Origin of the sequence: Microvirga sp. 2MCAF38 (assembly GCF_052115485.1) — a bacterium.
In the GTDB taxonomy this organism is placed as follows: Bacteria; Pseudomonadota; Alphaproteobacteria; order Rhizobiales; family Beijerinckiaceae; genus Microvirga.
Genome location: NZ_JBFRGU010000001.1, coordinates 519,214 through 541,207, shown reverse-complemented (window position 1 = coordinate 541,207; position 21,994 = coordinate 519,214). Strand labels below are relative to the sequence as shown.

Annotated in this window: 22 protein-coding genes and 2 tRNA genes; 14 read left to right on the top strand and 10 right to left on the bottom strand. The window is 61.4% G+C overall.

Going from position 1 to position 21,994, the window contains the following annotated elements; genetic code table 11:
- Window positions 1–6: 6 nt before the first annotated feature.
- Genes AB4072_RS02570 through AB4072_RS02560 form a run of 3 tightly spaced genes read right to left on the bottom strand, consistent with a single transcriptional unit; the run spans window position 7 to window position 2,122 of the window.
- Window positions 7–552: a TIGR02301 family protein gene (locus AB4072_RS02570; protein ID WP_441965334.1), complete on the bottom strand. Its 546-nt coding sequence runs from the start codon at window positions 550–552 to the stop codon at window positions 7–9.
- A complete protein-coding gene (locus AB4072_RS02565) occupies window positions 549–995 on the bottom strand; it encodes an NUDIX hydrolase (protein ID WP_441965333.1) in 447 nt (148 codons plus the stop codon). The genes AB4072_RS02570 and AB4072_RS02565 overlap by 4 nt, the downstream gene beginning before the upstream one ends.
- Window positions 992–2,122 (bottom strand): citrate/2-methylcitrate synthase, encoded by a 1,131-nt coding sequence (locus AB4072_RS02560; RefSeq protein WP_441965332.1) that lies wholly within the window; start codon window positions 2,120–2,122, stop codon window positions 992–994. Before AB4072_RS02560 ends, AB4072_RS02565 begins: the two co-directional genes overlap by 4 nt.
- Before the next feature lie 71 nt (window positions 2,123–2,193).
- On the opposite strand from AB4072_RS02560, the gene AB4072_RS02555 reads away from it, so the two are divergent.
- Window positions 2,194–3,258, top strand: a complete 1,065-nt coding sequence (locus AB4072_RS02555; protein ID WP_441965331.1) for a citrate synthase — start codon at window positions 2,194–2,196, stop codon at window positions 3,256–3,258.
- A gap of 256 nt (window positions 3,259–3,514) precedes the next feature.
- Here the strand turns inward: AB4072_RS02555 and AB4072_RS02550 are convergent, their stop codons facing one another.
- Together AB4072_RS02550 and pdxH are read right to left on the bottom strand one after the other, a co-directional pair.
- The gene (locus AB4072_RS02550) at window positions 3,515–4,237 is read right to left on the bottom strand and encodes an SDR family NAD(P)-dependent oxidoreductase (protein ID WP_441965717.1); all 723 of its coding nucleotides are present in this window, start codon (window positions 4,235–4,237) and stop codon (window positions 3,515–3,517) included.
- Between the two features lie 105 nt (window positions 4,238–4,342).
- Window positions 4,343–4,984 carry a pyridoxamine 5'-phosphate oxidase gene (pdxH, locus tag AB4072_RS02545; RefSeq protein ID WP_441965330.1) on the bottom strand — a complete coding sequence of 214 codons (642 nt, stop codon included), beginning with the start codon at window positions 4,982–4,984 and terminating at the stop codon, window positions 4,343–4,345.
- A 13-nt stretch (window positions 4,985–4,997) separates the two neighbouring features.
- On the opposite strand from pdxH, the gene AB4072_RS02540 reads away from it, so the two are divergent.
- From AB4072_RS02540 to AB4072_RS02505, 8 genes are all read left to right on the top strand, one after another.
- Entirely contained in the window at window positions 4,998–5,468 is a 471-nt protein-coding gene (locus AB4072_RS02540; protein WP_441965329.1) for an RT0821/Lpp0805 family surface protein, read from the top strand.
- Window positions 5,469–5,590: 122 nt separating this feature from the next.
- Entirely contained in the window at window positions 5,591–6,514 is a 924-nt protein-coding gene (locus AB4072_RS02535; RefSeq protein WP_441965328.1) for a DnaJ C-terminal domain-containing protein, read from the top strand.
- Window positions 6,515–6,630: 116 nt separating this feature from the next.
- Window positions 6,631–7,461: an enoyl-ACP reductase FabI gene (fabI, locus tag AB4072_RS02530; RefSeq protein ID WP_441965327.1), complete on the top strand. Its 831-nt coding sequence runs from the start codon at window positions 6,631–6,633 to the stop codon at window positions 7,459–7,461.
- On the top strand, window positions 7,458–8,051 hold the full coding sequence (locus AB4072_RS02525; RefSeq protein ID WP_441965326.1) for a histidine phosphatase family protein: 594 nt from the start codon (window positions 7,458–7,460) through the stop codon (window positions 8,049–8,051). The genes fabI and AB4072_RS02525 overlap by 4 nt, the downstream gene beginning before the upstream one ends.
- A gap of 79 nt (window positions 8,052–8,130) precedes the next feature.
- The gene (locus tag AB4072_RS02520) at window positions 8,131–8,523 is read left to right on the top strand and encodes a hypothetical protein (RefSeq protein ID WP_441965325.1); all 393 of its coding nucleotides are present in this window, start codon (window positions 8,131–8,133) and stop codon (window positions 8,521–8,523) included.
- Between the two features lie 132 nt (window positions 8,524–8,655).
- Window positions 8,656–9,786 (top strand): chorismate synthase, encoded by a 1,131-nt coding sequence (gene aroC, locus AB4072_RS02515; protein ID WP_441965324.1) that lies wholly within the window; start codon window positions 8,656–8,658, stop codon window positions 9,784–9,786.
- 64 nt (window positions 9,787–9,850) lie between these two features.
- The gene (gene ribB / locus AB4072_RS02510) at window positions 9,851–10,966 is read left to right on the top strand and encodes a 3,4-dihydroxy-2-butanone-4-phosphate synthase (RefSeq protein WP_441965323.1); all 1,116 of its coding nucleotides are present in this window, start codon (window positions 9,851–9,853) and stop codon (window positions 10,964–10,966) included.
- 103 nt (window positions 10,967–11,069) lie between these two features.
- A complete protein-coding gene (locus tag AB4072_RS02505; protein WP_441965322.1) occupies window positions 11,070–12,434 on the top strand; it encodes a lipopolysaccharide biosynthesis protein in 1,365 nt (454 codons plus the stop codon).
- Window positions 12,435–12,540: 106 nt separating this feature from the next.
- On the opposite strand, the gene AB4072_RS02500 is transcribed toward AB4072_RS02505, so the two are convergent.
- Window positions 12,541–13,470, bottom strand: a complete 930-nt coding sequence (locus AB4072_RS02500) for a histone deacetylase family protein (RefSeq protein ID WP_441965321.1) — start codon at window positions 13,468–13,470, stop codon at window positions 12,541–12,543.
- 193 nt (window positions 13,471–13,663) lie between these two features.
- Here AB4072_RS02500 and AB4072_RS02495 point away from each other — a divergent pair, with 193 nt between their 5' ends.
- Complete coding sequence (locus tag AB4072_RS02495; RefSeq protein ID WP_441965320.1) at window positions 13,664–14,254, top strand: L,D-transpeptidase; 591 nt, start codon at window positions 13,664–13,666, stop codon at window positions 14,252–14,254.
- Between the two features lie 532 nt (window positions 14,255–14,786).
- Here the strand turns inward: AB4072_RS02495 and AB4072_RS02490 are convergent.
- A complete protein-coding gene (locus tag AB4072_RS02490) occupies window positions 14,787–15,266 on the bottom strand; it encodes a MarR family winged helix-turn-helix transcriptional regulator (protein ID WP_441965319.1) in 480 nt (159 codons plus the stop codon).
- Between the two features lie 206 nt (window positions 15,267–15,472).
- Between AB4072_RS02490 and AB4072_RS02485 the strand changes: the two genes are divergently transcribed.
- A complete protein-coding gene (locus AB4072_RS02485; RefSeq protein ID WP_441965318.1) occupies window positions 15,473–16,252 on the top strand; it encodes a DUF1499 domain-containing protein in 780 nt (259 codons plus the stop codon).
- Window positions 16,253–16,262: 10 nt separating this feature from the next.
- On the opposite strand, the gene AB4072_RS02480 is transcribed toward AB4072_RS02485, so the two are convergent.
- Window positions 16,263–17,174, bottom strand: coding sequence for an MBL fold metallo-hydrolase (locus tag AB4072_RS02480; protein ID WP_441965317.1), 912 nt, complete (start codon window positions 17,172–17,174; stop codon window positions 16,263–16,265).
- A 116-nt stretch (window positions 17,175–17,290) separates the two neighbouring features.
- Between AB4072_RS02480 and AB4072_RS02475 the strand changes: the two genes are divergently transcribed.
- On the top strand, window positions 17,291–17,902 hold the full coding sequence (locus AB4072_RS02475) for a biotin transporter BioY (RefSeq protein WP_441965316.1): 612 nt from the start codon (window positions 17,291–17,293) through the stop codon (window positions 17,900–17,902).
- Window positions 17,903–17,991: 89 nt separating this feature from the next.
- On the opposite strand, the gene AB4072_RS02470 is transcribed toward AB4072_RS02475, so the two are convergent.
- A complete protein-coding gene (locus AB4072_RS02470) occupies window positions 17,992–18,462 on the bottom strand; it encodes a hypothetical protein (protein ID WP_441965315.1) in 471 nt (156 codons plus the stop codon).
- A 335-nt stretch (window positions 18,463–18,797) separates the two neighbouring features.
- Window positions 18,798–18,874, bottom strand: a tRNA-Pro gene (locus AB4072_RS02465).
- Between the two features lie 153 nt (window positions 18,875–19,027).
- On the opposite strand from AB4072_RS02465, the gene AB4072_RS02460 reads away from it, so the two are divergent.
- Window positions 19,028–19,102 (top strand) — tRNA-Gln (locus tag AB4072_RS02460).
- 405 nt (window positions 19,103–19,507) lie between these two features.
- The gene (locus tag AB4072_RS02455; protein ID WP_441965314.1) at window positions 19,508–21,904 is read left to right on the top strand and encodes a multiheme c-type cytochrome; all 2,397 of its coding nucleotides are present in this window, start codon (window positions 19,508–19,510) and stop codon (window positions 21,902–21,904) included.
- Window positions 21,905–21,994: the final 90 nt, after the last annotated feature.

The window sequence follows — 21,994 nt, the reverse complement described above, 5'->3', positions numbered from 1 at the left end:
TCTGTCCTATCCGCCGTAACGCCCGGTGATGGCCCGGCTGAGCTGATTTCCTTCCTTGAGATAGCGACCGGAAGCCTCAACGGCTGAGGGCGTACAGATTCGGTAGGTCAGGGAAAAGGCCTGATAGCCTTTGTTGTAGGCGCCCGCGAGCCGTTCCCGCCTTCCGGGCGAGGTGCCCTCGTTTTCCATGATGGCCTGCATCCGCTTCGACCATTCGGAGGCATCTGGCGCAGAGCAGAGCGGCCGCAGGAAGGCAAGCGACCCGAGAATTTCGGACAGCCGCAGCAGATCCTTCTCGTAAGGAGCGGGCGGCGGCTCGACAGGGACGGCCGGAGCGGCTTCCGGGTGAGGAGCCGCCGGGCGCTGCGGTTGCGGAGCGCGTCGTTGCGGTGGAGGACGCGGGCGATATTGCGGCTGGTACGGAGGCTGATACTGCGGAGGCGGCTGAGGCGGAATGCCGAACAGGCGCTCGAAGAAGTTCTGCGCGGAGGCGGGTTCGCCTGCGAGTGCAAGCGCAAGGCCGGCAAGAGCGATCCGGCCTACACGCTTCACGGTGTAGAATTCCTCGCCAAAGCGAAGGCTTTCTCCAGAATGTCGGGCAAACCTTCCGTCATCGGCAGCCCGGCGACATCTTGTTCGGTGATCCACCGGATCTCCTTCGCTTCGGGCCCCGTCCGCGGTTCGCCTGAAATCCAGTGCGCGGCATGGGCGGCGATGACCACGTGATATTTTATACGGCCCGCCTCATCTCTTTCAATGAACTCGATAGGCGCGATGAAGCCGATCAGGCTCGCTTCAACGGCGACCTCTTCGCGGAGTTCCCGCAACGCCGCTTCGCTCAATGTCTCCCCGATCTCGACCTTGCCGCCCGGCAGCGAGAACAGATCCTCGCCCGGCGGCTTGCCGCGAGAGGCGAGAAGCACGCGTCCGTCGCGGAACACCGCGACGGAGGCGGCGAGCACCGGGCGAGATGGGAAGAAACGGTCGGAGCTCATGAGGCCTCTGCCAGAACGTAGCGAGCGCGGGGGCGAATGAGTGTGCCTTGTGCACGGTGCTCGATGGCGTGCGCCAGCCAGCCCGCCGTGCGACCTGTCGCGAAGAGCGCGAAGGCTGCCCCTCTGGGAAGCGAATAGGCACGCTCCAGCATCACCAAAGCCGCATCGATGGTCGGCTGCTCGCCCGTAATGTCGGCAATCTCTTTCGTGATTGCGCGGTCGCTGGCGAGAAGCGGCAATCCTTCGACGAGCGCCGCGCCGCGCGGGTCGCCTTGCGGGTAAAGCTGGTGGTGAAAGCCTGTGACCGGTCTCGATTTCGCGACTTCGACAACATTGCCCCGCTCGCGATCTTCGAAGAATTTACGGACGATCTCCGTTGCCCCGCCATGAAGAGGCCCGCTCAAGGCCGCCTGTCCTGCAATCACCGCATTGCGCAAGGTCGCACCTGTCGAAGCCGCGACCCGCACGGCGAAGGCGGAGGCGCTGAGTTCGTGATCCGCGCAGAGCACGAGCGCGCGTCGGATCGCTTCGCCTGCTTCGAGTGATGTTTTCCAGGCGTCGCGAAAATGTGCGTGGAGCGGTTGATCCTGCGGGGCGGAGCCGGTGCCTGCCGACGCGACGATGCGCAGGATGGCGCTTGCCTCGAAAGCCGGATTCTCGGGCTCCGGTGCCGGGTGCGACAGCAGTCGAATGGCTCTGCCGACAAAGTCACCCGCATCATTTCCGTCAGGAGCGGGCAGGGGAGTCTTCGCGTGCTGCAGGTCGGAGCCGATCAGCAGGGCAGCCACCTCTTCCAGGGTCGCGCTTGCCGCAAGAGAGGCGGCATCGACACCGCGATAGAGCAGCCGTCCGTCCTCGATCTGGGTGATGCCGGTTTCCATGACCGGCAGCCCCCAATCGAGGGCTGTTTCCGCAGCGACTGTCGGGCGGCGCATGCGGGTGCGGCGCTTCACGAGGGCATCCACATCCTCCGCCGCGTAAAGCCGCTGGCGCGGGTCGTGCGGTGAGGCGAAGGAGCGAACGAGACCACGACTCACGTAAGAGTAAAGGCTCGCCGGGCTGATGCCGAGCCGGTGCGACGCTTCGGCGGCGGGGAGGAGATCGAGGGAGGCGCTTGAAGGTCTCATATGTTGATATCTTGATTCAAGATTGACGCCTCCGCAAGAGGGGACAAAGCTCCTTGGAAAAGGAGAAAACCATGTCGACTGGACTTGATGGCGTCATCGCCGCCGAAACCGTCTTGAGCCACGTGGACGGAGAAGCCGGACGCCTGATCATTCGTGGGCATGATCTGGAAACCCTCGCGGACCATGTTTCGTTCGAAGAGGCCGCCGCCATTCTTTGGGATGGCTTCGTTCCGACAGACGATCTCAAGCGACGGTTCGGTGAGGCCCGCGACAGGGCCTTTGCGCGTTTCGCTCCGTTCAATCCCCAACTGGCGGCTCTCACGCCCATCGAGGGCATGCGCTTGTTGATGGCGGCCTTGGCCGATGCGGAGGAACGGCATGCGGTCCTCGCGGTCGGCGGTGCGGCGGTCGCGGCCGCGATGGCGATCCGCGCGGCGAACCATCAGGCTCCGGTTGCGCCCGATCCGTCGCTCGGCCATGCCGCCGATCTTCTGCGCATGATGCGCGGGGTTGAGGGCGATGCGGACGAGGTCGCCGCCCTCGATACCTATCTCGTGACCATCATCGACCACGGCCTCAACGCTTCCACCTTCACGGCGCGTGTCGTGGCGTCTACCGATGCCGGTCTTTTCTCCGCCATCGTCGCGGGGCTCTGCGCTCTCAAGGGGCCGCTGCATGGCGGTGCGCCGGGGCCCGTTCTCGATATGCTAGACCGCATCGAAACTCCCCTACAGGCGGAAGCCTGGATGGAGGACGCTATCGGGAGAGGCGAGCGCCTCATGGGCTTTGGACACCGCATCTACCGCGTGCGCGATCCTCGCGCGGATGTGCTGAAAGGGGCCGTGCGGCGCTTGAAGGGGCGAGACAATCGCATCACTTTGGCCGAGGCTGTCGAGGCTGCGGCGTTAAAAGCACTGGCGCGACACAAGCCCGGCCGCAAGCTCGAGACGAATGTGGAGTTCTACACCGCGCTCCTGCTCGATGCGATCGGCGTTCCTCGCGAAGGCTTCACACCGCTCTTCGGCGCAGGTCGCGCGGCGGGATGGGTGGCCCATGCGCTCGAACAGGAACGGGCAGGCCGCATCATCCGCCCGCAATCCCGCTATGTCGGGCCGTGGCCAGCGCAAGCGGCGTGAGGGCGGAATTTTCGCTGCGCGAGGCATCATCCCGCGAGTAATCCAGACCCAATCGCGGCGCTGTGGATTCCCCTCTCCGCTGCGCTTCGGCCGGGAATGACACCGGGGCTTGCCTCACTCTCATCCTGAGGGCAGCCAAAGGCTGCGTCTCGAAGGAGGGTCAGGTGCGCGCTGGAGACGCCTCGCCCTTCGAGACGGCCTTACGGCCTCCTCAGGCGATAGACGGTGCCATCCTTTGTGCGCCACCGGCGACTTCTTAAACGTGTTGCCCGCCGTTGATGTGCAGTTCCGCGCCGTTCACGTAGGAGCTGGCGTCGGTGCACAGGAAGTAGATCGCCTTGGCGACTTCGTCCGGTGTGCCGAGACGGCGCTGCGGGATCTGCTCGACGAGCTTTTCCGTGCCGGGAGAGAGGATCGAGGTATCGATTTCGCCTGGTGAAATGGCGTTGACTCGAACGCCCAAGGGGCCGAAATCCGCTGCCATTTCACGAGTCAGCGCCGCAAGCGCGGCCTTCGACGTGGCGTAGGCTGCGCCCGCGAATGGATGGACGCGTGAACCTGCAATAGACGTTACGTTGACGACCGAGCCTTTCGCCTGCGTCAACTCATCGACGAGCCCACGCCCCAGCATGATCGTGGAGAACAGGTTCACCTGGAAGATGCGGACCCAGTCTTCGTAGGAGGTGCTGAGCGCATTGAGCCGCGAGCCGCCCGGACCCTTCGGCGAGATGCCTGCATTGTTCACCAGCGCATGAAGAACGCCGCCCTCGACCTTCAACCGCTCTTTCACCTCTGCGATGGCGCGGATCGTGTCGTCGGGATTGGCGAGATCGACCTGAAGATGATCCTCAGGGCCCATTTCCCACGGGCAGTTTTCCGGAAAGGCGTGGCGCGAACAGGTGATGACGCGCCATCCCGCCGCCGAGAAGCGTTTGACCGTGGCGTGTCCGATGCCACGGCTGGCGCCCGTCAGCAGCATGATCCGGCGAGGAGTGTTGTTGGTCATCAGTTTTCCTGAAAAGCGCGGGGGAGCTTTCTTACCCTGCGCGATGATGAGGGGTCTATCGGCGGATTGCCGCCGTTGTCACGGATAAAGGCGCATTTTTCGCCAGCCGTCGCCATCGCGCGTGAAGACGACGCGGTCGTGCAGGCGGAACGGCTGGTCCTTCCAGAATTCGATCGACACCGGCTCGATGCGAAATCCGGTCCAGTAGGGTGGGCGGGGAACCTCGCCGATGGCGTATTTCGCGGTGTTGACGGCAACCGCCTTTTCCAGCGCGAAGCGGCTCTCCAGAGGGCGCGATTGCTGGCTCGCCCAGGCGCCGATGCGGCTGTCGCGCGGACGAGTCTGGAAATAGGCATCGGCCTCCGCATCGCTGACACGGGTGACGTTGCCGCGCACACGCACCTGGCGGCGCAGGCTCTTCCAATGCATGACGAGGGCGGCCTTCGGATTGGCGAGAAGTTCGCGGCCCTTGTTCGATTCCGTGTTGGTGTAGAACACGAAGCCGTTCTCGTCCGCGCCCTTCAAAAGCACCATCCGCACATCGGGCAAGCCGTCCGCGTCCACGGTCGCGAGCGCCATGGCGTTCGGGTCGTTGGGTTCGGACCGCTCTGCCTCCGCCAGCCAGACCTGAAACAGGGCAAAAGGCTCACCGGCTTCAGTGAAGTCACCGCTTGTTAACGGATGCTGGTCTTTAACTGAGGATGTGTCTTTGAAGGTCATGGAGTGCCGCAGCGTGAGTCTTGTGGGTGAGCGCCGTTATAGATCAGACGCTCGTCGAGGCGAAGCTTTGCGGGTCTTTGCCGCAGGTCTGATCGCTCTTACCACCAGCGCCTGCAGCTTGTCCTATTCCTTGGTGAGCCTCGAGGTCGACGAGCCGGAGACGACGGCCTCGATCGCCCCCAAGGCCCTGTCGCCCTTGTCCCCCGATCTCAATGACGAGGATTGGCGGCGCGCCAAGGCGGCGCTCGCCGTCGCCCTCGATCCGCAAGGGGCGGGAACCATCGTCGCCTGGGAGAACCCCGAGACCACGATGAAGGGTTCGTTCACGCCCGCTGCCCCGCCTTTCGTGAAGGACGACGAGATCTGCCGCACCTTCACCGCGCTGATTACGGGCCCGGCGGTGCATTCCCTGACCGGTACCGCCTGCCGCCCGTCGGGAGGCGAATGGGCGATCAAGGACGTCAAGCCGACCAAGAAAGCTTGACCGGAAAAGCTTGACCGACTTTCCAGATCGAAAATAGCGTTGCAAACGGGCAACACTTTGCCCATATGGGACGTTGAAGCCGATGGGCTCCCCGCCCAAATTCATGGCCAACGGAATCAATCATGCGCAGCCCCTACGACATCCTCGGCGTGCCGCAAACCGCCAGCGAAGCGGAGGTCAAGAAAGCGTTTCGCAAGCTCGCGAAGGCTTATCATCCCGACCGCAACGCCAACGATCCTAAGGCCAAAGAGAAGTTCGCGGAGGCGAACTCCGCTTATGAAATCCTGGGCGACAAGGAAAAGCGCGCTCAGTTCGACCGGGGCGAAATCGATGCCGAGGGCAAGCCGCGCTTTCAGGGCTTCGAAGGCTTCGGCGGGGGTGGCGGCCGGGCGCACTCGGAAGGTTTCGGCTTCGGCGGCGGTTCTCCGTTCGGGCAGGGCCGACGCTCTCGCGGCTTCGATCCCGGCGATGACGCCTTCTCGCAATTCTTCGGCGAGGCTTTCCGCTCGGCCGGAGAAACCCAGCGCAAGGCCCGCCCGCGCAAGGGTGAGGATGCCGCCGCGACCCTGACGGTGACTTTGGAAGACATCGCGAGCGAAGCGAAGAAACGTATCGCGCTCCCCACCGGGCGGGATGTGGATGTGGTGATCCCGAAAGGCGTGAGCGACGGCCAGGTGATCCGCCTGCGCGGCCTTGGCTACAATGCTGCCGGGGGCGAGCCGGGCGATGCCATGCTGACGATTCGCATCGCACCACACAGTCGCTTCACGATGGAAGACACCAATCTGCGCCTGCGTCTGCCGCTTGAAATCGAGGAAGCCGTTCTTGGAGGGCCGGTGCGCGTGCCAACCCTCACAGGTGCCGTCGATATGACGATCCCGCCCCTGACGAATTCCGGCCGCACCTTCCGCCTGCGCGGCAAGGGGCTGCCTGGAAAGACGGGGACGGGCGATCTTCTGGTCACCGCCGAGATCAAGCTCCCCGAGGTCGTGGACGAGGATCTCATGGACTATGCCCGCAAGCGCCGCTCGGCGAAGGCCGAGTAGAACGGCATCCTTTCCTTTGGACGAATTCGCTGGAAGTCAGGGAGTCTCTTCCCCCTGACCCTCACCTCGGCTAAGAAGCCCTCTTTCGAAGGCTTCAAGACGATTTAGGTGATTACATGGCGGAGACGACGTCGCCCGGCATTCTGGCTGGCAAGCGCGGCTTGATCATGGGGGTTGCTAACAACCGCTCCATCGCCTGGGGTATTGCCCAGGCCGCGCGCAAGCACGGAGCGGAACTCGCCTTCACCTACCAGGGCGATGCGCTTAAAAAACGCGTGGAGCCCCTGGCGAAGGAACTCGATGCGCTCGTGGTCGGCCATTGCGACGTCACCGACGGCGCCACCATCGACGCTGTCTTCGACGAGTTGCAGAAGAAGTGGGGAACCATCGACTTTCTGGTTCACTGCATCGCCTTCTCCGACAAGGATGAGCTGACCGGCCGCTATGTCGAGACCTCGGAAGCCAACTTCAACCGCTCGCTCAACATCTCCTGCTATTCCTTCACGGCCATCGCGCAGCGCGCGGAAAAGCTGATGACGAATGGCGGTTCGCTTCTCACGCTGACCTATTACGGCGCCGAGAAGTGGATGCCGCACTACAACGTCATGGGCGTTGCGAAGGCGGCTCTCGAAGCGTCCGTACGCTACATGGCGGCGGATCTCGGCCCGCAGAAAATCCGCGTCAACGCCATCTCGGCAGGCCCCATCAAGACGCTGGCGGCCTCCGGCATTGGCGATTTCCGCTATATCCTGAAATGGAACGAATACAACTCGCCCCTGCGCCGTACCGTCACTATCGAGGAGGTCGGTGAGACGGCCGCATATCTCGTCTCCGACATGTCGAGCGGCGTGACCGGCGAAATTCTCCATGTGGATGCGGGCTACCATGTGGTCGGCATGAAGAACCCCGAGGCTCCGGATATGTCCCTGGACAAAGAAGGGGCGTGAGCAGCCTTCGGCCGACAATCTATTTTGTCCGCCACGGTGAGACGGACTGGAATCTCGAAGGGCGGCTCCAGGGGCAGAAAGATATTCCGCTCAACGATTTCGGTCGTGTCCAGGCGGAAGAGGCCGGGCGTCGCCTGCAGGCGTTGACGCCGCATCCGGAAGATCTCGACTACGTGTCGAGCCCCATGCTGCGCACCCGCGAGACCATGGAGATCATGCGTGAGGCGTTGGGGTTGCACCCGACCGCCTATCGGCTGGACGACAGGCTCGTTGAACTCACCTTCGGCGCGTGGGAAGGTCTCACGTGGAAGGAAGTGCGCGCTCTGACTCAGCAGGGAGCGGCGGCGCGTGAACGGGACAAATGGGGTTTCGCGCCTCCCGGCGGCGGCGAGAGTTACGCCATGCTGACCGAGCGCGTTGCTCCGATCCTCGACGGCATCACCCGCGAAACGGTGATGGTCGGCCACGGCGGTGTCGCGCGGGCCTTCCTCACTGTCGCTTGTGGTGTCAACAGACGCCATGCGGTCAACATGGACATCTGGCAGGGCAAGGTGCTCGTGATCGAGGGCCGCAAGCACTATTGGGCGTGACGTCGCCACGCTTCAGCATTGTGTTTCATGGGAAAATATGCTCTAGAGTTGCAACAGTCTTGCAAATCTGGAGCTTACTATGCGTCGCGTTGCTGTCGTTTTGACAGGGCTGACCCTCTTGGCCGGTTCGGCATTCGCCGAAACGGTCGATCGGACGGTCAAGGCGAATACGATTTCCGTCATCGGCGGGTTTCTGGGGTACGAGGTCGATACCTGCTATCCGTCGCAAATTCCCGACGTGAAGGTTCGCCAGGCGCCTGGCAACGGGAGCATCCGGATCGTTCCCCACGAAGAAGCGCTCGGCAAAGACTCCCGTTGTCCGGGGACAAAGGTTCGCGGGCTGGCTTACGTCTACACGCCGAAGAAGGGGTTCAAAGGAAATGACGAGGTCGTCTTTGACGTACCCTGGCAGTCGACCGATACCGGCCCCGAGACGATCTGGACCTATACTTATCGAATTCGCGTCGAATAGCGGCGTCGGAGGCCTCCGCTTCACACTCGAGCGGAGGCGAAGTGCCCCCGGGAAGATGGTGACCCGGACGTACGGCGTGCGTGACACTTGGGCGCTTTGGTTCTAAGACGCCCTGAACATCCGTGTAGCGCCATGTCCCACAATACCTTCGGTCATCTTTTCCGCGTCACCACCTTCGGCGAAAGCCATGGCCCAGCCCTCGGCTGCGTCATCGACGGCTGTCCGCCTCTGATCCCGCTGGAAGCGTCGGAAATTCAGGCTGAGCTCGATCGCCGACGTCCGGGCCAGTCGCGCTTTACGACGCAGCGACGCGAGCCGGACGAGGTCAAGATCCTCTCCGGCGTGTTCATGGACGAGCGAACGGGGCGGCAGGTCACGACGGGCACGCCCATCGCGTTGATGATCGAGAACGTCGATCAGCGTTCGAAGGATTATTCCGAAATCAAGGACTCCTACCGTCCCGGACATGCCGATTTCACTTATGACGCGAAATACGGCATTCGGGATTATCGCGGCGGCGGCCGTTCTTCGGCACGGGAGACGGCAGCGCGGGTAGCGGCCGGGGCCGTTGCCAGAAAAGTGATCGGCGGCATCACCATACGAGGCGCTCTCGTGCAGATGGGACCACACCCGATCAACCGGAATCTGTGGGACTGGGACGAGGTCTCGAAGAACGCGTTTTTCTGCCCGGATTCGGAAGCGGCGGCTTTCTATGAGAGCTATCTCGACGAACTCCGCAAGGAGGGCTCGTCGATCGGCGCCGTGCTTGAAGTCGTCGCGGAAGGTGTGCCGGCAGGTCTCGGCGCGCCGATCTACGGCAAGCTCGATGCGGATCTGGCGGCGGCACTGATGTCCATCAATGCCGTCAAGGGTGTCGAGATCGGTGACGGTTTCGGAGCGGCCAGCCTGCGCGGCGAGGAAAACGCCGATGAAATGCGTCCCGGCAACGAGCGCGCGCCTGTCTTCCGGTCCAATCATGCCGGGGGCGTCCTGGGCGGCATTTCCACCGGGCAGCCGGTCGTGTGTCGTTTCGCGGTCAAGCCGACCTCGTCGATTTTGACCCCGCGCGCAAGTGTGACCCGCCATGGCGAGCCAGCGGATGTGTCGACCAAGGGCCGTCATGATCCGTGCGTGGGGATCAGGGCCGTTCCGGTGGGCGAGGCGATGGTCGCTTGCGTCCTTGCCGACCACCTCTTGCGACACCGCGGACAGGTTGGGAACGGGCCGGTCTGGCCCTTTGAGAAGAGCTTTCCCTCACCCTAGCTGAGATGCTATAGCCGCGTCGGCTTGCATCGGTTGCGGGCTGCTTTTCCCGCTTCAGGAAGCCATGCCGCACCCCGATATTCGGGGGGAGGATACGATGAGTCACAACGTCACCGAAGCCATCGAGGCATTCGCCAAGGGCGAGATCGTCATCGTGACGGATGACGACGACCGTGAGAACGAAGGCGATCTCATCGTCGCCGCGTCGCTCTGCACGCCCGAAAAAATGGCTTTCATCATCCGCAATACCTGCGGCATCGTCTGTGCACCGCTCACTGTCGCCGAGGCCAAGCGCCTGCGGCTCGATCCGATGGTGCCCGCGAACGATGCTCCGCTGGGAACCGCTTTCACGGTCACCGTGGATGTACGTCATGGACTCACGACCGGCATCTCGGCGGAGCAGCGCACCAACACGGTTCGTGCGCTCGCCAACCACAACATGGGCGCGGCCGATTTCGTGCGCCCGGGCCATGTCTTCCCGCTCATCGCCAAGGACGGCGGCGTTCTGATGCGCTCAGGCCATACCGAGGCCGCCGTCGATCTCTGCAAGCTCGCCAACCTGCCGCCGGTCGGCGTCATCTGCGAGCTCGCCAACGACGACGGCACCGTGATGAAGGGCGAGCAGATCACGACCTTCGCCCAGAAGCACGATCTCAAGCGACTCTCGGTCGCAGACCTGATCGCTTACCGCCAGGCCCGCGAAAAGCTCGTTGAGCGGATTGCGACTTTCCCGGTCGCCACCGAATGGGGCGAGTTTACGGGTTATGCCTATTCGACGCCTTTCGACGCTGTCCAGCATGTGGCGCTGGTCCATGGCCGCATCGGAGATGGCGCCGGCATTCTGGCGCGGCTGCACCGGGCCAATGTCGTTGCGGATATTTTCGAAGGCGGCAAGACAATCACAGCCGCCATGCAACGCTTCGCCAAGGAGGGACGGGGCGTCCTCGTCTATCTGCGCGATGGCACGGCCGGTGTTCCGACGACCCATTTCAACGATTCCGAGACGACGGCTTCCGAGAACACGCGTATGAACCAATGGCGGGAAATCGGAGTCGGTGCGCAGATTTTGCGGGATCTCGGAGTGGTCTCCATCCGTAATCTCGCCACATCTTCACGGTCTTACGTCGGTCTGAGCGGTTTTGGAATTTCGCTCGTCGACGAGGAGCCCCTGGAATGCTAAGCCTCGCGATAGCGGCTTTAACGAATCTCAATACGAAATAGTCGCCTCATTGAACCATAATCCTTCGGAAACGGACCGTGGCCAGGCTGTAGGGTCAGCCCCCATGGGAACCGCTCCATCGACGAAATCGGCGAATAAGACTTCTGACGGCGGATCCAGAATCCTGAGTCTGGTCGCGACCGCGCGTCATATGGCGGAAGGCCTTATCACGGGCGAGCCCGGTCGCGACGCGGCGCGTCTCGCCTTCCGCCTCTTCGGCGCCAGGGCGATGTCTGTCGTCACGCTGATCGTAGCGGCCTGGTTCGTCAGCATCGAGGCTTTCGCGGAATTCGGGGTCTATCAATCCGTCGCGACCCTGATCTGGATCGCCATCTTTCTGCGCTTCGATACCGCCATCGTTGCCGCGGCGACCGATGAGGAAGCGACCAAGGCTCTCAGGCTCTGCATCGTTGTTGGCGGTGTACTATGGATCCTCGCAGCGGTTCTGGCGATCGGGGCCGGCGAGATCGGTCTCATGAGAATGCAGCTGATCCTCTTCCTCCCCGTGGCGATCCTGGCGCGCGCTCTCTTGCGGCTGGCGTTCGCTGTGACCACACGGGAAGGGGACTTCAAGGCAATCGGACGTGCCTCCCTCGTTCAATCGATTTTTCAGCCGGTGGCGCTCGTTCTTTTCGTAGTCTCTCCGCTGAACGACGACGCAATTTGTTTCGCGCTGGCCGACATAGTGGGTCATGCCAGCGGCGTGGTGTATCTCCTTTGGCGCAACAGGCGACATTTCGGCGTCTTGCGCCGCGGCTGGTCTATGACCGATCTCGGTGCGACCGCCGCACGATGGAAAGGGCTCCCGCTCTACAATCTCCCGGGCGCGTTCCTTTCACTCGCCTTCGTCATGTCGCCTCTCATGATCACGCCGCTTGCGGGAGATGCTGCGCTGGCCGGTCTGGTGGCGTTTGGCTATCGCATCTTCGACGTGCCGACGCAGATCATCACGGCGGCATCGACGCCCATTTTCCTCCATCGTCTGCGTCCGTCCGCAGAAAAAGCAGGGGCTGTATTCGGTCGCCATATGATGGTTGCGCTGATCGCTCTCATCGGACTGGCCTACGCGGTGGTCGCGAGCTTGATCGTGGCGGTCGATCCGTGGCTCGATATGACCGAACTCGCGGATCTGCCGAAGGTCGTGCCCGTGGTGGCAGCGTTCCAGCTTTTCGTGGCGCTAGGCGCTCCGCTGAACGATTCCTGCGCCATGTATCCGCAGCAGAAGCGCCTTGTTTTGATCCACGGCATTGCGCTTCTAGTAAGCGCTCTCGCGGCGGTAGTCGCCAGCAAGGGGTCTGCCGAGATGGCTTTGTTCATTCTCGCCGCGATTTCCGCGACACGGGCCTTCGCGCTCGGAGAGCTGCTGCGTCAACTGTCGACCCTCAGCAATCGGACATTCCGTCCGCATACCCCGGCTGTAGAGCTCTAAGGGCCTAGAGCGCGATCAGAACAAGGGGAAACCGGTTGTTCGCTCGGATCATGCGGCAATAGGGATTTAGAACTTGATCGTGCTTCAAAGAGGCACGATCCAAGTTCTAGTGCCCGAGAAGGGCGTCTACATGAGCCGCCGCAGACTTCGCCAGGCCTTCAAGATCGTACCCGCCTTCGAGCACCGAGACGATCCGATCCCCACAATGAATCGCAGCGAGTTCCATCAGTTTCCTGGTCGCCCAGGCGAAGTCGGCTTCGGTCAGTTGCAGGCTCGCCAATGGATCACGCCAATGGGCATCGAACCCTGCTGAAATGACAATGAGGTCGGGTTTGAAAGCATCGATGCGCGGTAGAATTTTGTCCTCCAGCGCGTCTCGAAAAGCCTGACTGCCGTCGCCTGAGTGAAGTGGCGCGTTGACGATGTTGCCGTATTGGCCTTCCTCATCCGCTGCGCCCGTGCCGGGGTAAAGTGGGGCCTCATGCGTCGAGCAATACAAAACGCTCGCGTCGCTCCAGAAAATGTCCTGCGTTCCGTTGCCGTGATGGACGTCCCAATCGAGAATCGCGACTCGCTTCGCGCCGTGGTGGTGCTGCGCGTGGCGTGCTGCGATGGCAGCATTGTTGAAGAAGCAGAAACCCATGGCGCGCGTACGTTCGGCGTGATGGCCCGGAGGGCGCATGGCGACGAAAGCATTCGTCACCTGCCCCGTCATGACCTCGTCGACCGCTCGGACGGCTCCTCCGGCACCTCGCAACGCCGCTTCATATGTGCCGGGAGACATGACGGTGTCCTCGTCGATACGCACAAGGCCCTCGCGAGGACAGGTATCGCGAATCGTCAGGACGTAGTGTTCCGGATGAACGAGCGTGATGTTCTCGAGTTCTGCCATGGGAGCTGCCTCGCGAACGAGCGCGGCGAAACGCTCCTGCTCCAGAGCGGCCTCGATCGCGCGAATCCGATCCGCGCGTTCGGGGTGACCGAGCGGCGTTTGATGGTCCAGAGCAGCGGGGTGGCTGAGATAAAGAGTGGTCATGGCGCGCCTCGATAGAGAACATTATAGTGTTGCCAGACTTGTGTGGCCGCCCATGTTGTTGCTGTGCAACACTCTTCAGGGACAAATCGTGGCAAGTTGAGCTTGATTCGGCGCCTCGTTGCGATTGGGTCATTCACGCCCTTTGTATTTGAAACAGTGCTGCTCTTTTTGCAGCGAAGCAAGGCTTTGTCTCATGCGGTTCTCGGGCCTATCTCTTCTCCTGGCAGCGTCGGTCACTATTGCCGGGTGCACTTTCAAAGGGGTTCCCGAACCCGAATTGTCGGCTCGCGACGCGGAGTTCATGGCGCTCGTGCCGAAGGCGCAGGAAGATTTGCGTTATGGGCGTTACCTGATGGATGACACGACGGGCGAAGAGCCTGGCACGGTCGTCGTCGATACGAAAGAGCGGTTTCTCTACTACGTTCTGCCCGGCAAGAAGGTCATCCGTTATGGCGTTGCTGTCGGCGACGAGGCCTATGGCTGGACGGGCATCGCGCGCGTTGCCCGCAAGGCGGAATGGCCGGATTGGAACCCGCCTCCTGAAATGAAGGCCCGCTGGCCACATGTGCGCTTCACCAAGGGCGGGCCGGAAAACCCCCTCGGCGCGCGTGCGCTCTATCTTTATGACGGCGACAATCGGGACACGCTGTATCGCATCCACGGCACCAACGAGCCGGAAAAAATCGGGCTTGCCGTTTCGTCAGGCTGCATCCGTATGAAGAACATCGACGTAGTCGATCTCTACAACCGGGTCGGCGCCAACGCGAAGGTCATCGTCCGATAAAATAAAAAGGGCGCCGCGAAGGCGCCCTGATCGGATTGTCAATCGGTGAGAGCTTCCTGTCGCAAGATCGCAGGAAGCTCTTTTCGTTTGGTACGACTTACGGGAGCGCGGTTCGCCTGCATCGCTGCAACCACGGCCGGGAGAGCGACAGGCTTGAAGGCGTTTTCCTGCTCGCCGGAACAGTGCGCTGCCTTCGAAAGCTCGGATTGGTTAGGCTTTGCCCTCTTCGAAATCATGGTTATTCATCCCTAAGGTTTTAACGAAGCTGTTCTTCAGAACAACGTGCCTTCATGATCGGGATGGTCGTGACGACTTAGAGGCAAGACCATGATCATTCGCTGGCTTGACTGGTTTTTGTCTTGTGGATGCTTAACCGCAGATTAACGTCACGGCATCGTGACAGCGCTCTCCTACGCACTCATCGCGAGAACATTTCGCGTCTGCCGACTCAATTTCGTTTTCATTGGTGATGTCGAATACCCGACAAGGGGCTCAAAAAGATCTTGCGAAGGTGCCCCTGTCGAACATCGGCCTAGTCTTTTGTTTTAGCGATTTGCTCTTCAAGATTGCGCGCCTTCTCTCGCCAGGCGAGCACGATACGCTCCAGCTCGACGAGATCCCGATCTCCGAGCGTCCCAAGCGTTTCGGCCACATAGGCGTGTTGTGCGGCAATGCCCCGTTCAGCCAATTGCCGCCCCTTGGTGGTCAGAAAGAGCGCGTTGGAGCGACGATCGCCGGGGATTGAGCGGCGTTCCACGAGGCCCGCTTCCACCATCCTGTCGAGCAGGCCGGAAACATTACCCTTCGTGACATAGAGGCGTTCTGCGAGATCCTGCTGGCTCAGCCCTTCCTGCTCCGTGAGCGTAGAAAGAAGATCGAACTGGGGAATCGAAAGACCGATCTCCCTGAGCCGTATGGAGACGGTGTTCAGCGCCCGCCGGTGCAGGCGCACGAAGCGGAACCAGATACGCAGCGGATCGGCGTGCTGATCCGAGGGAGCAAGTGAATTCAATGCGAGACGTCCTCGTAAACGCGAAACAGTTTATATCAGAACGATTAAGAGGCAAAATATGGAATGGCGATGTGCTGAGAGGCACCTAGCGACAAGTTGCCCGCATTCATGATTTTCAGACCGCGCGCCCTGTTATCGTTTTGATTTAACGTGTTTTTCGCGGCATGAATCCACTTTCGCGGAAAATGCTCTAGGTTTTGAGCGTCATGCGTCATCTCATCATCGAGGAACCTGTTTCCCGTCCCGCGAAATGGTCGCCCATGGTTGCGTGGCTCGCCATTGCCGTTGCTATCCTGGCGACATTGTTTATTCGATTTGATTTCATCGACGAGCATGCGGGATTTATCGCGCTCGGAGCCGGGTTGTGCTTCGCGCTTCTGGCGATTTTTCTCTCGTTCGTGGCCTTCGTCCGAATCTGGCAAGAGGGCAGGCGCGGCCTAGACAGCGCAATTCGCGGCATCCTCCTTGCCTTGGCTTTGCTCGCCTACCCCGCCTGGTTCGCGGTGAAGGGAATGAGCCTTCCACCGATCAACGACGTGAGTACAGACATCGACTCCCCTCCGGGCTTCTCGCGCTCTCAGGCGGTCCTCGCCGCGCGGCACGGATGGGTTCCCCTCGAACCATTGCCTCAATCACGCGAGGCCCAGCGCGCGGCCTATCGGGAAGTCGCTCCGCTTTCGCTTGATATGGGGCCTGCTGAAGCCTTCGCGCTGGTGCAGAAGGCGGTTGCCAATCTCGGTTGGCAGGTCATCGAGACGCGCCCGCCTGCGGGGCGGCTCGGGATCGGGCACCTCGACGCCGTCGATAGAACTTTTCTTCTCAGATTGCCTGAGGATGTGACCGTGCGGGTACGCCCGCGCGCAGATGGTGCGAGAATCGACATCCGGTCAGCATCCCGCCTCGGGAAATGGGATTTCGGCACGAACGCCCAACGCATTCGTGTTTTTCTGGACCAGGTTTCAGATCTCGCGATTGCCGCCAAATGACGATGCCGGCTCAAGCGAGCCGATATTCGCTCGAGAGCGTGGGTTCGCCGTCGGTGCGGACGATCCCTCGCGTCACGAGATCCTCCAGATGCGCGAAAACCGACAGGCTCGCCGCGCCGATCAAAGCCGGCTTCAGGCCCTGATAAATGGCCGCGACGATGGCTGCAATCGTGCGGTCGCCAGCATTGAGGCGGTTGAGGATCGACGCCTCCCTCTGGCGGCGGTGATGGCTCAGGGCTCGCACGAAACGCTGCGGGTCGCGCACCGGGCCGCCATGTCCCGGCCAATAGATGTCGTCATCGCGCGTGCGCAATTTTTCGAGGGAGGCCATGTAATCGCTCATCGCCCCGTCGGGGGGCGCGACGACCGAGGTGGACCAGGCCATGACGTGGTCCGCCGAGAACAACGTCCGCTCCTCGGGCAGGGCGAAGGCTAAATGATTGGCCATGTGCCCTGGAGTTGCGACCGCGGAGAGCCGCCATCCCGGCCCCTCGACGGTATCGCCTTCGAAGAGTTCTTGCTCGGGCGCATAATTCTTGTCCGAACTCGCTTCGAGCATATTGGCCTCGCCGAGGCCCAAGGGTCGTGCGCTGCGGTGAACGCCGCAGCCGACGAGAAGCGCGCCGGTCGCTTCCTTCAACGCACGGGCGGCGGGCGAATGATCTCTGTGGGTGTGCGAAACCAGAATATGCGTGACCGTTTCACCGCGCACAGCCTTCAGCAGGGCTTCCACGTGACCGGCGAGATCGGGGCCGGGATCGATGATCGCCACGCGGCCTTGCCCCACGATGTAGCTGCAGGTGCCGGTGAATGTGATCGGCCCCGGATTGTTCGCCACGATCCGGCGCACCAGCGGGCTGAGGCGCACGCATTCATCCGCTGGCGTCGAAAAGCCGGTATCGAAAACAAGATCGTCGGACATCGAGGCATCCCGCTTTAGGACTGGACATAAGGCGCCGTCATCTTGAGGCGTCCGTCCGACCCTCCTATAAGGCTTTGTGAGCCGCCGTCGAAGCGGCGTAAGTTCTGGAGACTGAAATGTCCATTGGCGCATCTTCGCTGCCTTCGCCGACCCTTGCCGGCCAGTTCTGGCCCGCCAAGGATGATGTCCGCTTCGCCGCTCTGCGCGCCGTCGTTCTGATGGTCGTCGGCTCGGCTCTTCTGACCTTGTCCGCGAAGGTCCAGATCCCCTTCCACCCGGTTCCCATGACGATGCAGACGTTCGTCGTCCTCGTCATTGGGGCGACCTACGGCTTGCGCCTCGGCGCGGCGACCGTCGCCCTCTATCTCGCCCAAGGCGCCATGGGCCTGCCGGTTTTCGCCAACACCCCGCCGATGGCGGCCGGCATCGGCTACTTCGCCGGCCCGACTGGCGGCTTCCTGATGGGCTTCCTGGCTTCGGCTCTGGTCATGGGTTTCATGGCCGAGAAGGGCTGGGATCGCTCGCTTGCCCGCGTCATCGTCATGATGACCATCGGCCATGCGGTCATTTTCGCCTTCGGCCTCGGCTGGATGTCCATGTGGATGCCCTTCCTCAAGGCATGGGCTTTCGGCGCAGCCCCATTCGCCGCTGCAACCGTTCTCAAGACAGCGCTCGCGATCGCACTGATGCAGACCGGTTGGGCCGTTGCACGGCGCAACGCGCGATAACGACGACGCAATTCCAAAATGAGAAAAGCCGCCTTTGGGCGGCTTTTTTATGGCTTTCAGGACCTGGGACGTTTCTCGCGGCTCTCCGCTCAAGCCTTGGAAGTCTGTTCTCGTTCGCCGCTGACATCTCGTGCTGCGGCCTCCTGCTCGGAGGCGACCTGGAGAAGTTCGGGAATCGGAACCCAACCCACGCCCTCACGACGATTGAGGACGAGATAGGCTTCTCCATCCCTTGTTGCCTCGACGGTGCAGGAATAGGCCCGGCGATCAGACGGCGGTCGATAGACAACCGTATCACCCACCGTGATTCCCTCCTTGGCAGGCGAAGAAATCGGCTTCGGCTCTTCCTGCTTGACCGCAGTGGCGTTGCTCATGTCGGAAGTGGAAGTGCCTTGCCGGACCCGATACCGGTCGAGAGCGGCAATCGCGGCCCGCGCCCTGTCACGATACCGGTCTGAGATCACGCGAAGGATGCTGCTGCTCTCACGGCCAGGATACCAAGACGTCCCGCCGATCTTGGCAAGCTCTTCCGCCACGATCTCAACTTCTTCATCCGTCATATCACGTCCTCCCCGCCGATCCGTTCGCGATAATTCATGAGGCGAACTTAATCGGTCAGTTTGCTCTCCACGCCCAAGGTCCGAATGCTACGCCCGAGAGCCAAATTTTGGAAGGGTGCCAAGATTGAAAACTGATTAAATCATAGGATTTCTATCCCGCAAGATGCGTTCCGTTTGGGAATGTGCGTGGTGTCGAAGATAGTTAGGGATTTGCCGCGCCTACAAGGCGCCGCAAGCAAAAGCTTTTTAATGAGCGTGAAGGAAATGCCATACCCCAAGTTGTCATAATCTTGGGTAATTGATTTCGGCCTGACCGCTCAAACCCTTAGGTTGATTGGTCGGAGTGGCAGGATTTGAACCTGCGACCCCTACGTCCCGAACGTAGTGCGCTACCAGACTGCGCTACACTCCGACACCGAAATCATCGGGAGGCCGCGTTATAGCGACGGGATGGGTGTCCTGCAAGCGTAAAGGTGACGAAAAAATCATCTCCCGCGAACTTCGACAAACGAGGTTGCCAGCAGCCTCTATGCCGACTATGTAGACCGCGTTTCGCGAAGCGCATTGGGGCGTCGCCAAGCGGTAAGGCAGCGGTTTTTGGTACCGCCATTCCCAGGTTCGAATCCTGGCGCCCCAGCCAACTACCCAATCTCCGGGATTCTAAGTCAGAGCCGCACTAATTGCGCCGCACACTCAAAGATTTACAAATCCAGCGGTTTTCTCTCTCGCCATATCTCAAACTGGATTTGGAACAGTTCAGGTCGTTTTAAGCCCTGCAGAGCCCTGAATGACATCCAGGCCGTTTGAAGTCATGGGCCGCTGAAGAGGGCTCGCCTTTAGCGAGCACTTTGATGGGAAGATACTTGATCGGACCTGCAGATGCTCCACTTGCCTGAATGAGGTGGTGCCCCCCGTATCCCCCATTCTCGCCCACTGCATCTTTCGTGGTCCAGAAGTGCCCCGACGAAATGAAGAAGAGAGAGCTGGCGTGACGCGAAGAGGCGGCAGACGGACTTCTTCCAAAGTGGATAGGCCCAAGAGCAACGTGCGTACGCCTGCTCGCACGGAAGATGAGACATCTCCTGCGGCATCCCGCAAGAAGTGGCTGCTCGCCGCCGCGTTGGCCATTGCGGCGGTGGCGATGACCGTTGGTGGTTATGTTTTCCTCCTACCCCCAAACGCTCCTGCTGAGCCTCTGTTGCCTCCAACGCAGGTTGCTGCGGCATCGTTGCCCATCGCGGCTCCGGGCGCCACCTACGTTGGCGGCGAGGCCTGCGCCGGTTGTCACCAAGTGGAGACAACGGCGTGGAAGACGTCTCACCATGCCCTCGCCATGCAACACGCAACCGAGGCCAACGTGCTGGGCGATTTTCGCGATGCCAAATTCGTCTATGGCGATGTCATCAGCACCTTCTTTCGTCGTGACGACAAGTTCATGGTTCGCACTGACGGCCCGGATGGCGCACTGCACGATTATGACGTGAAGTTCACTTTTGGGGTGACGCCGCTCCAGCAATATCTCGTCGAATTACCGGGCGGTCGCCTGCAAGCCCTCTCGATTGCATGGGATGCACGACCGAAGGAAAAAGGTGGACAGCGTTGGTTTCATCTCTACCCCGACGAGACCATTCGCGCGGGCGATCCGCTCCATTGGACCGGGCTGCAGCACAATTGGAATTACATGTGCGCGGATTGTCATTCGACCAATCTGCGCCGCAACTACGATCTCAAAACCAACAGCTATGCCACGACGTTCTCCGACATCAACGTCTCCTGCGAGAGCTGTCACGGACCGGGCTCTCGGCACCTCACGTGGAGTCGGCGGCAGGCGGGATGGGAGAGTATCAAAGACAAGGGCCTCATGAACGTACTCGACGAGCGTCGCGATGCGACATGGGCGCTCGATTCCACAACGGGGAACAGTACGCGTAGCCACCCGCGCACGAGCACGCGCGAGATCGAGACCTGTGCTTTTTGCCATTCGCGACGTGGACCGATCTGGAGCAACATCAATCCCGGAGCTCCTGTCGGGAATGGTCAACGGGTATCCTCGCTCGATCAGGGGCTCTATTTTCCGGATGGACAGATCCGCGATGAAGTCTACGAGTACGGCTCTTTTCTGCAGAGCAGGATGTTCCATGCTGGCGTGACTTGCAGCGACTGCCATGAGCCGCACAGCTTGAAACTCAGAGCCGCTGGAAACGGTGTCTGTCTTCAATGTCACAGCGCCGAGAAGTTCGAGGCGGTAAGCCATCACCATCACGAACCGAGCTCGACTGGAGCCGAATGCGTTTCCTGTCATATGCCTGCGCGCACTTACATGGTCGTCGACCCGCGCCGCGATCACAGTCTACGCATTCCGCGCCCCGATCTGAGCGCGGCGTTTGGTACGCCGAATGCGTGCAACAATTGTCATTCGGAGAAGACGCCGCAATGGGCCGCCGACCAGATCAGGAACTGGTTTCCGACGCCTCATGCGCCTTTTCAGAATTATGCTGAGATTTTGGCGGCAGGCACTGAAGGTGCTCCCGGCGCGCGCGAACGTTTGATGGCGTTGGCGAACGACCGCGCGCAGCCCGCGATTGCGCGCGCAAGCGCGCTCACCCGGTTCGACCGCGCGCAGAACCGCGAGACGGTCGAGAAACTGCGATCCTTGCTTCGGGATTCCGATCCTCTCATCCGCCGTGCCGCTGCCGGAGTCTACAGGAACGCGCCACCGGACGCTCTTTCGGATCTGTTACCTCTGCTCGACGATTCCGTCCGCGACGTTCGTCTCGAAGCCGCGCGGTTGCTCGCCGCGCTCGATCCCGGGCAATTGGGGGATGAGGCAAGACGAAAGCGTGAGCGCGGCATCGCCGAGTATATCGCTTCACAGCAGAGCAATGCCGAGCGGCCCGAATCCCATCATAATCTCGGCCTTCTCTTCATGACCCTCGGTCGAGGAGCTGAAGCAGAAACCGAGTTGAAGAAGGCGCTCGATATCGACGCCAACTTCGTGCCGGCTGCGGTGACGCTGGCGGATCTTTATCGGGCGAGTGGCCGCGACCTCTCCGGCGGACCGGTATTGCAAAACATGGTGGCGCGCCAACCCGATGTGGCGGCCGCACATCATGCCCTCGGCCTCTGGCTCGTGCGCATGAAGCGGGGTCAGGAGGCCCTGCTGGAGCTGAAGCGTGCGGCGGATCTCGGCTCAACCGATCCTCGCAACGGCTACGTCTACGCGGTTGCTCTCGCGAGCAATGGCCAGCGAAGCGAGGCGATGCAAGTATTGCAGAGCGTTTTGCAAGCGCATCGCTATCACCGGGAAAGTCTCTACGCGATGGCGACGTTCGAACGCGACGCCGGGGCCATCGAGGCGGCGAAACGCTACGCGGATGAACTTCGAGCTTTGGAACCTAACGATCCTTCGGCCGCCAATCTGGTTCGCCAACTGGCTCGTTAGGAGCACTTCAGGACCCGGCGAGGCTTGGCAGAAGAAGTCGATGCGAACCTTGGTTGGAAAGGCGCGAACAAATACGTCGCCACATGCCTC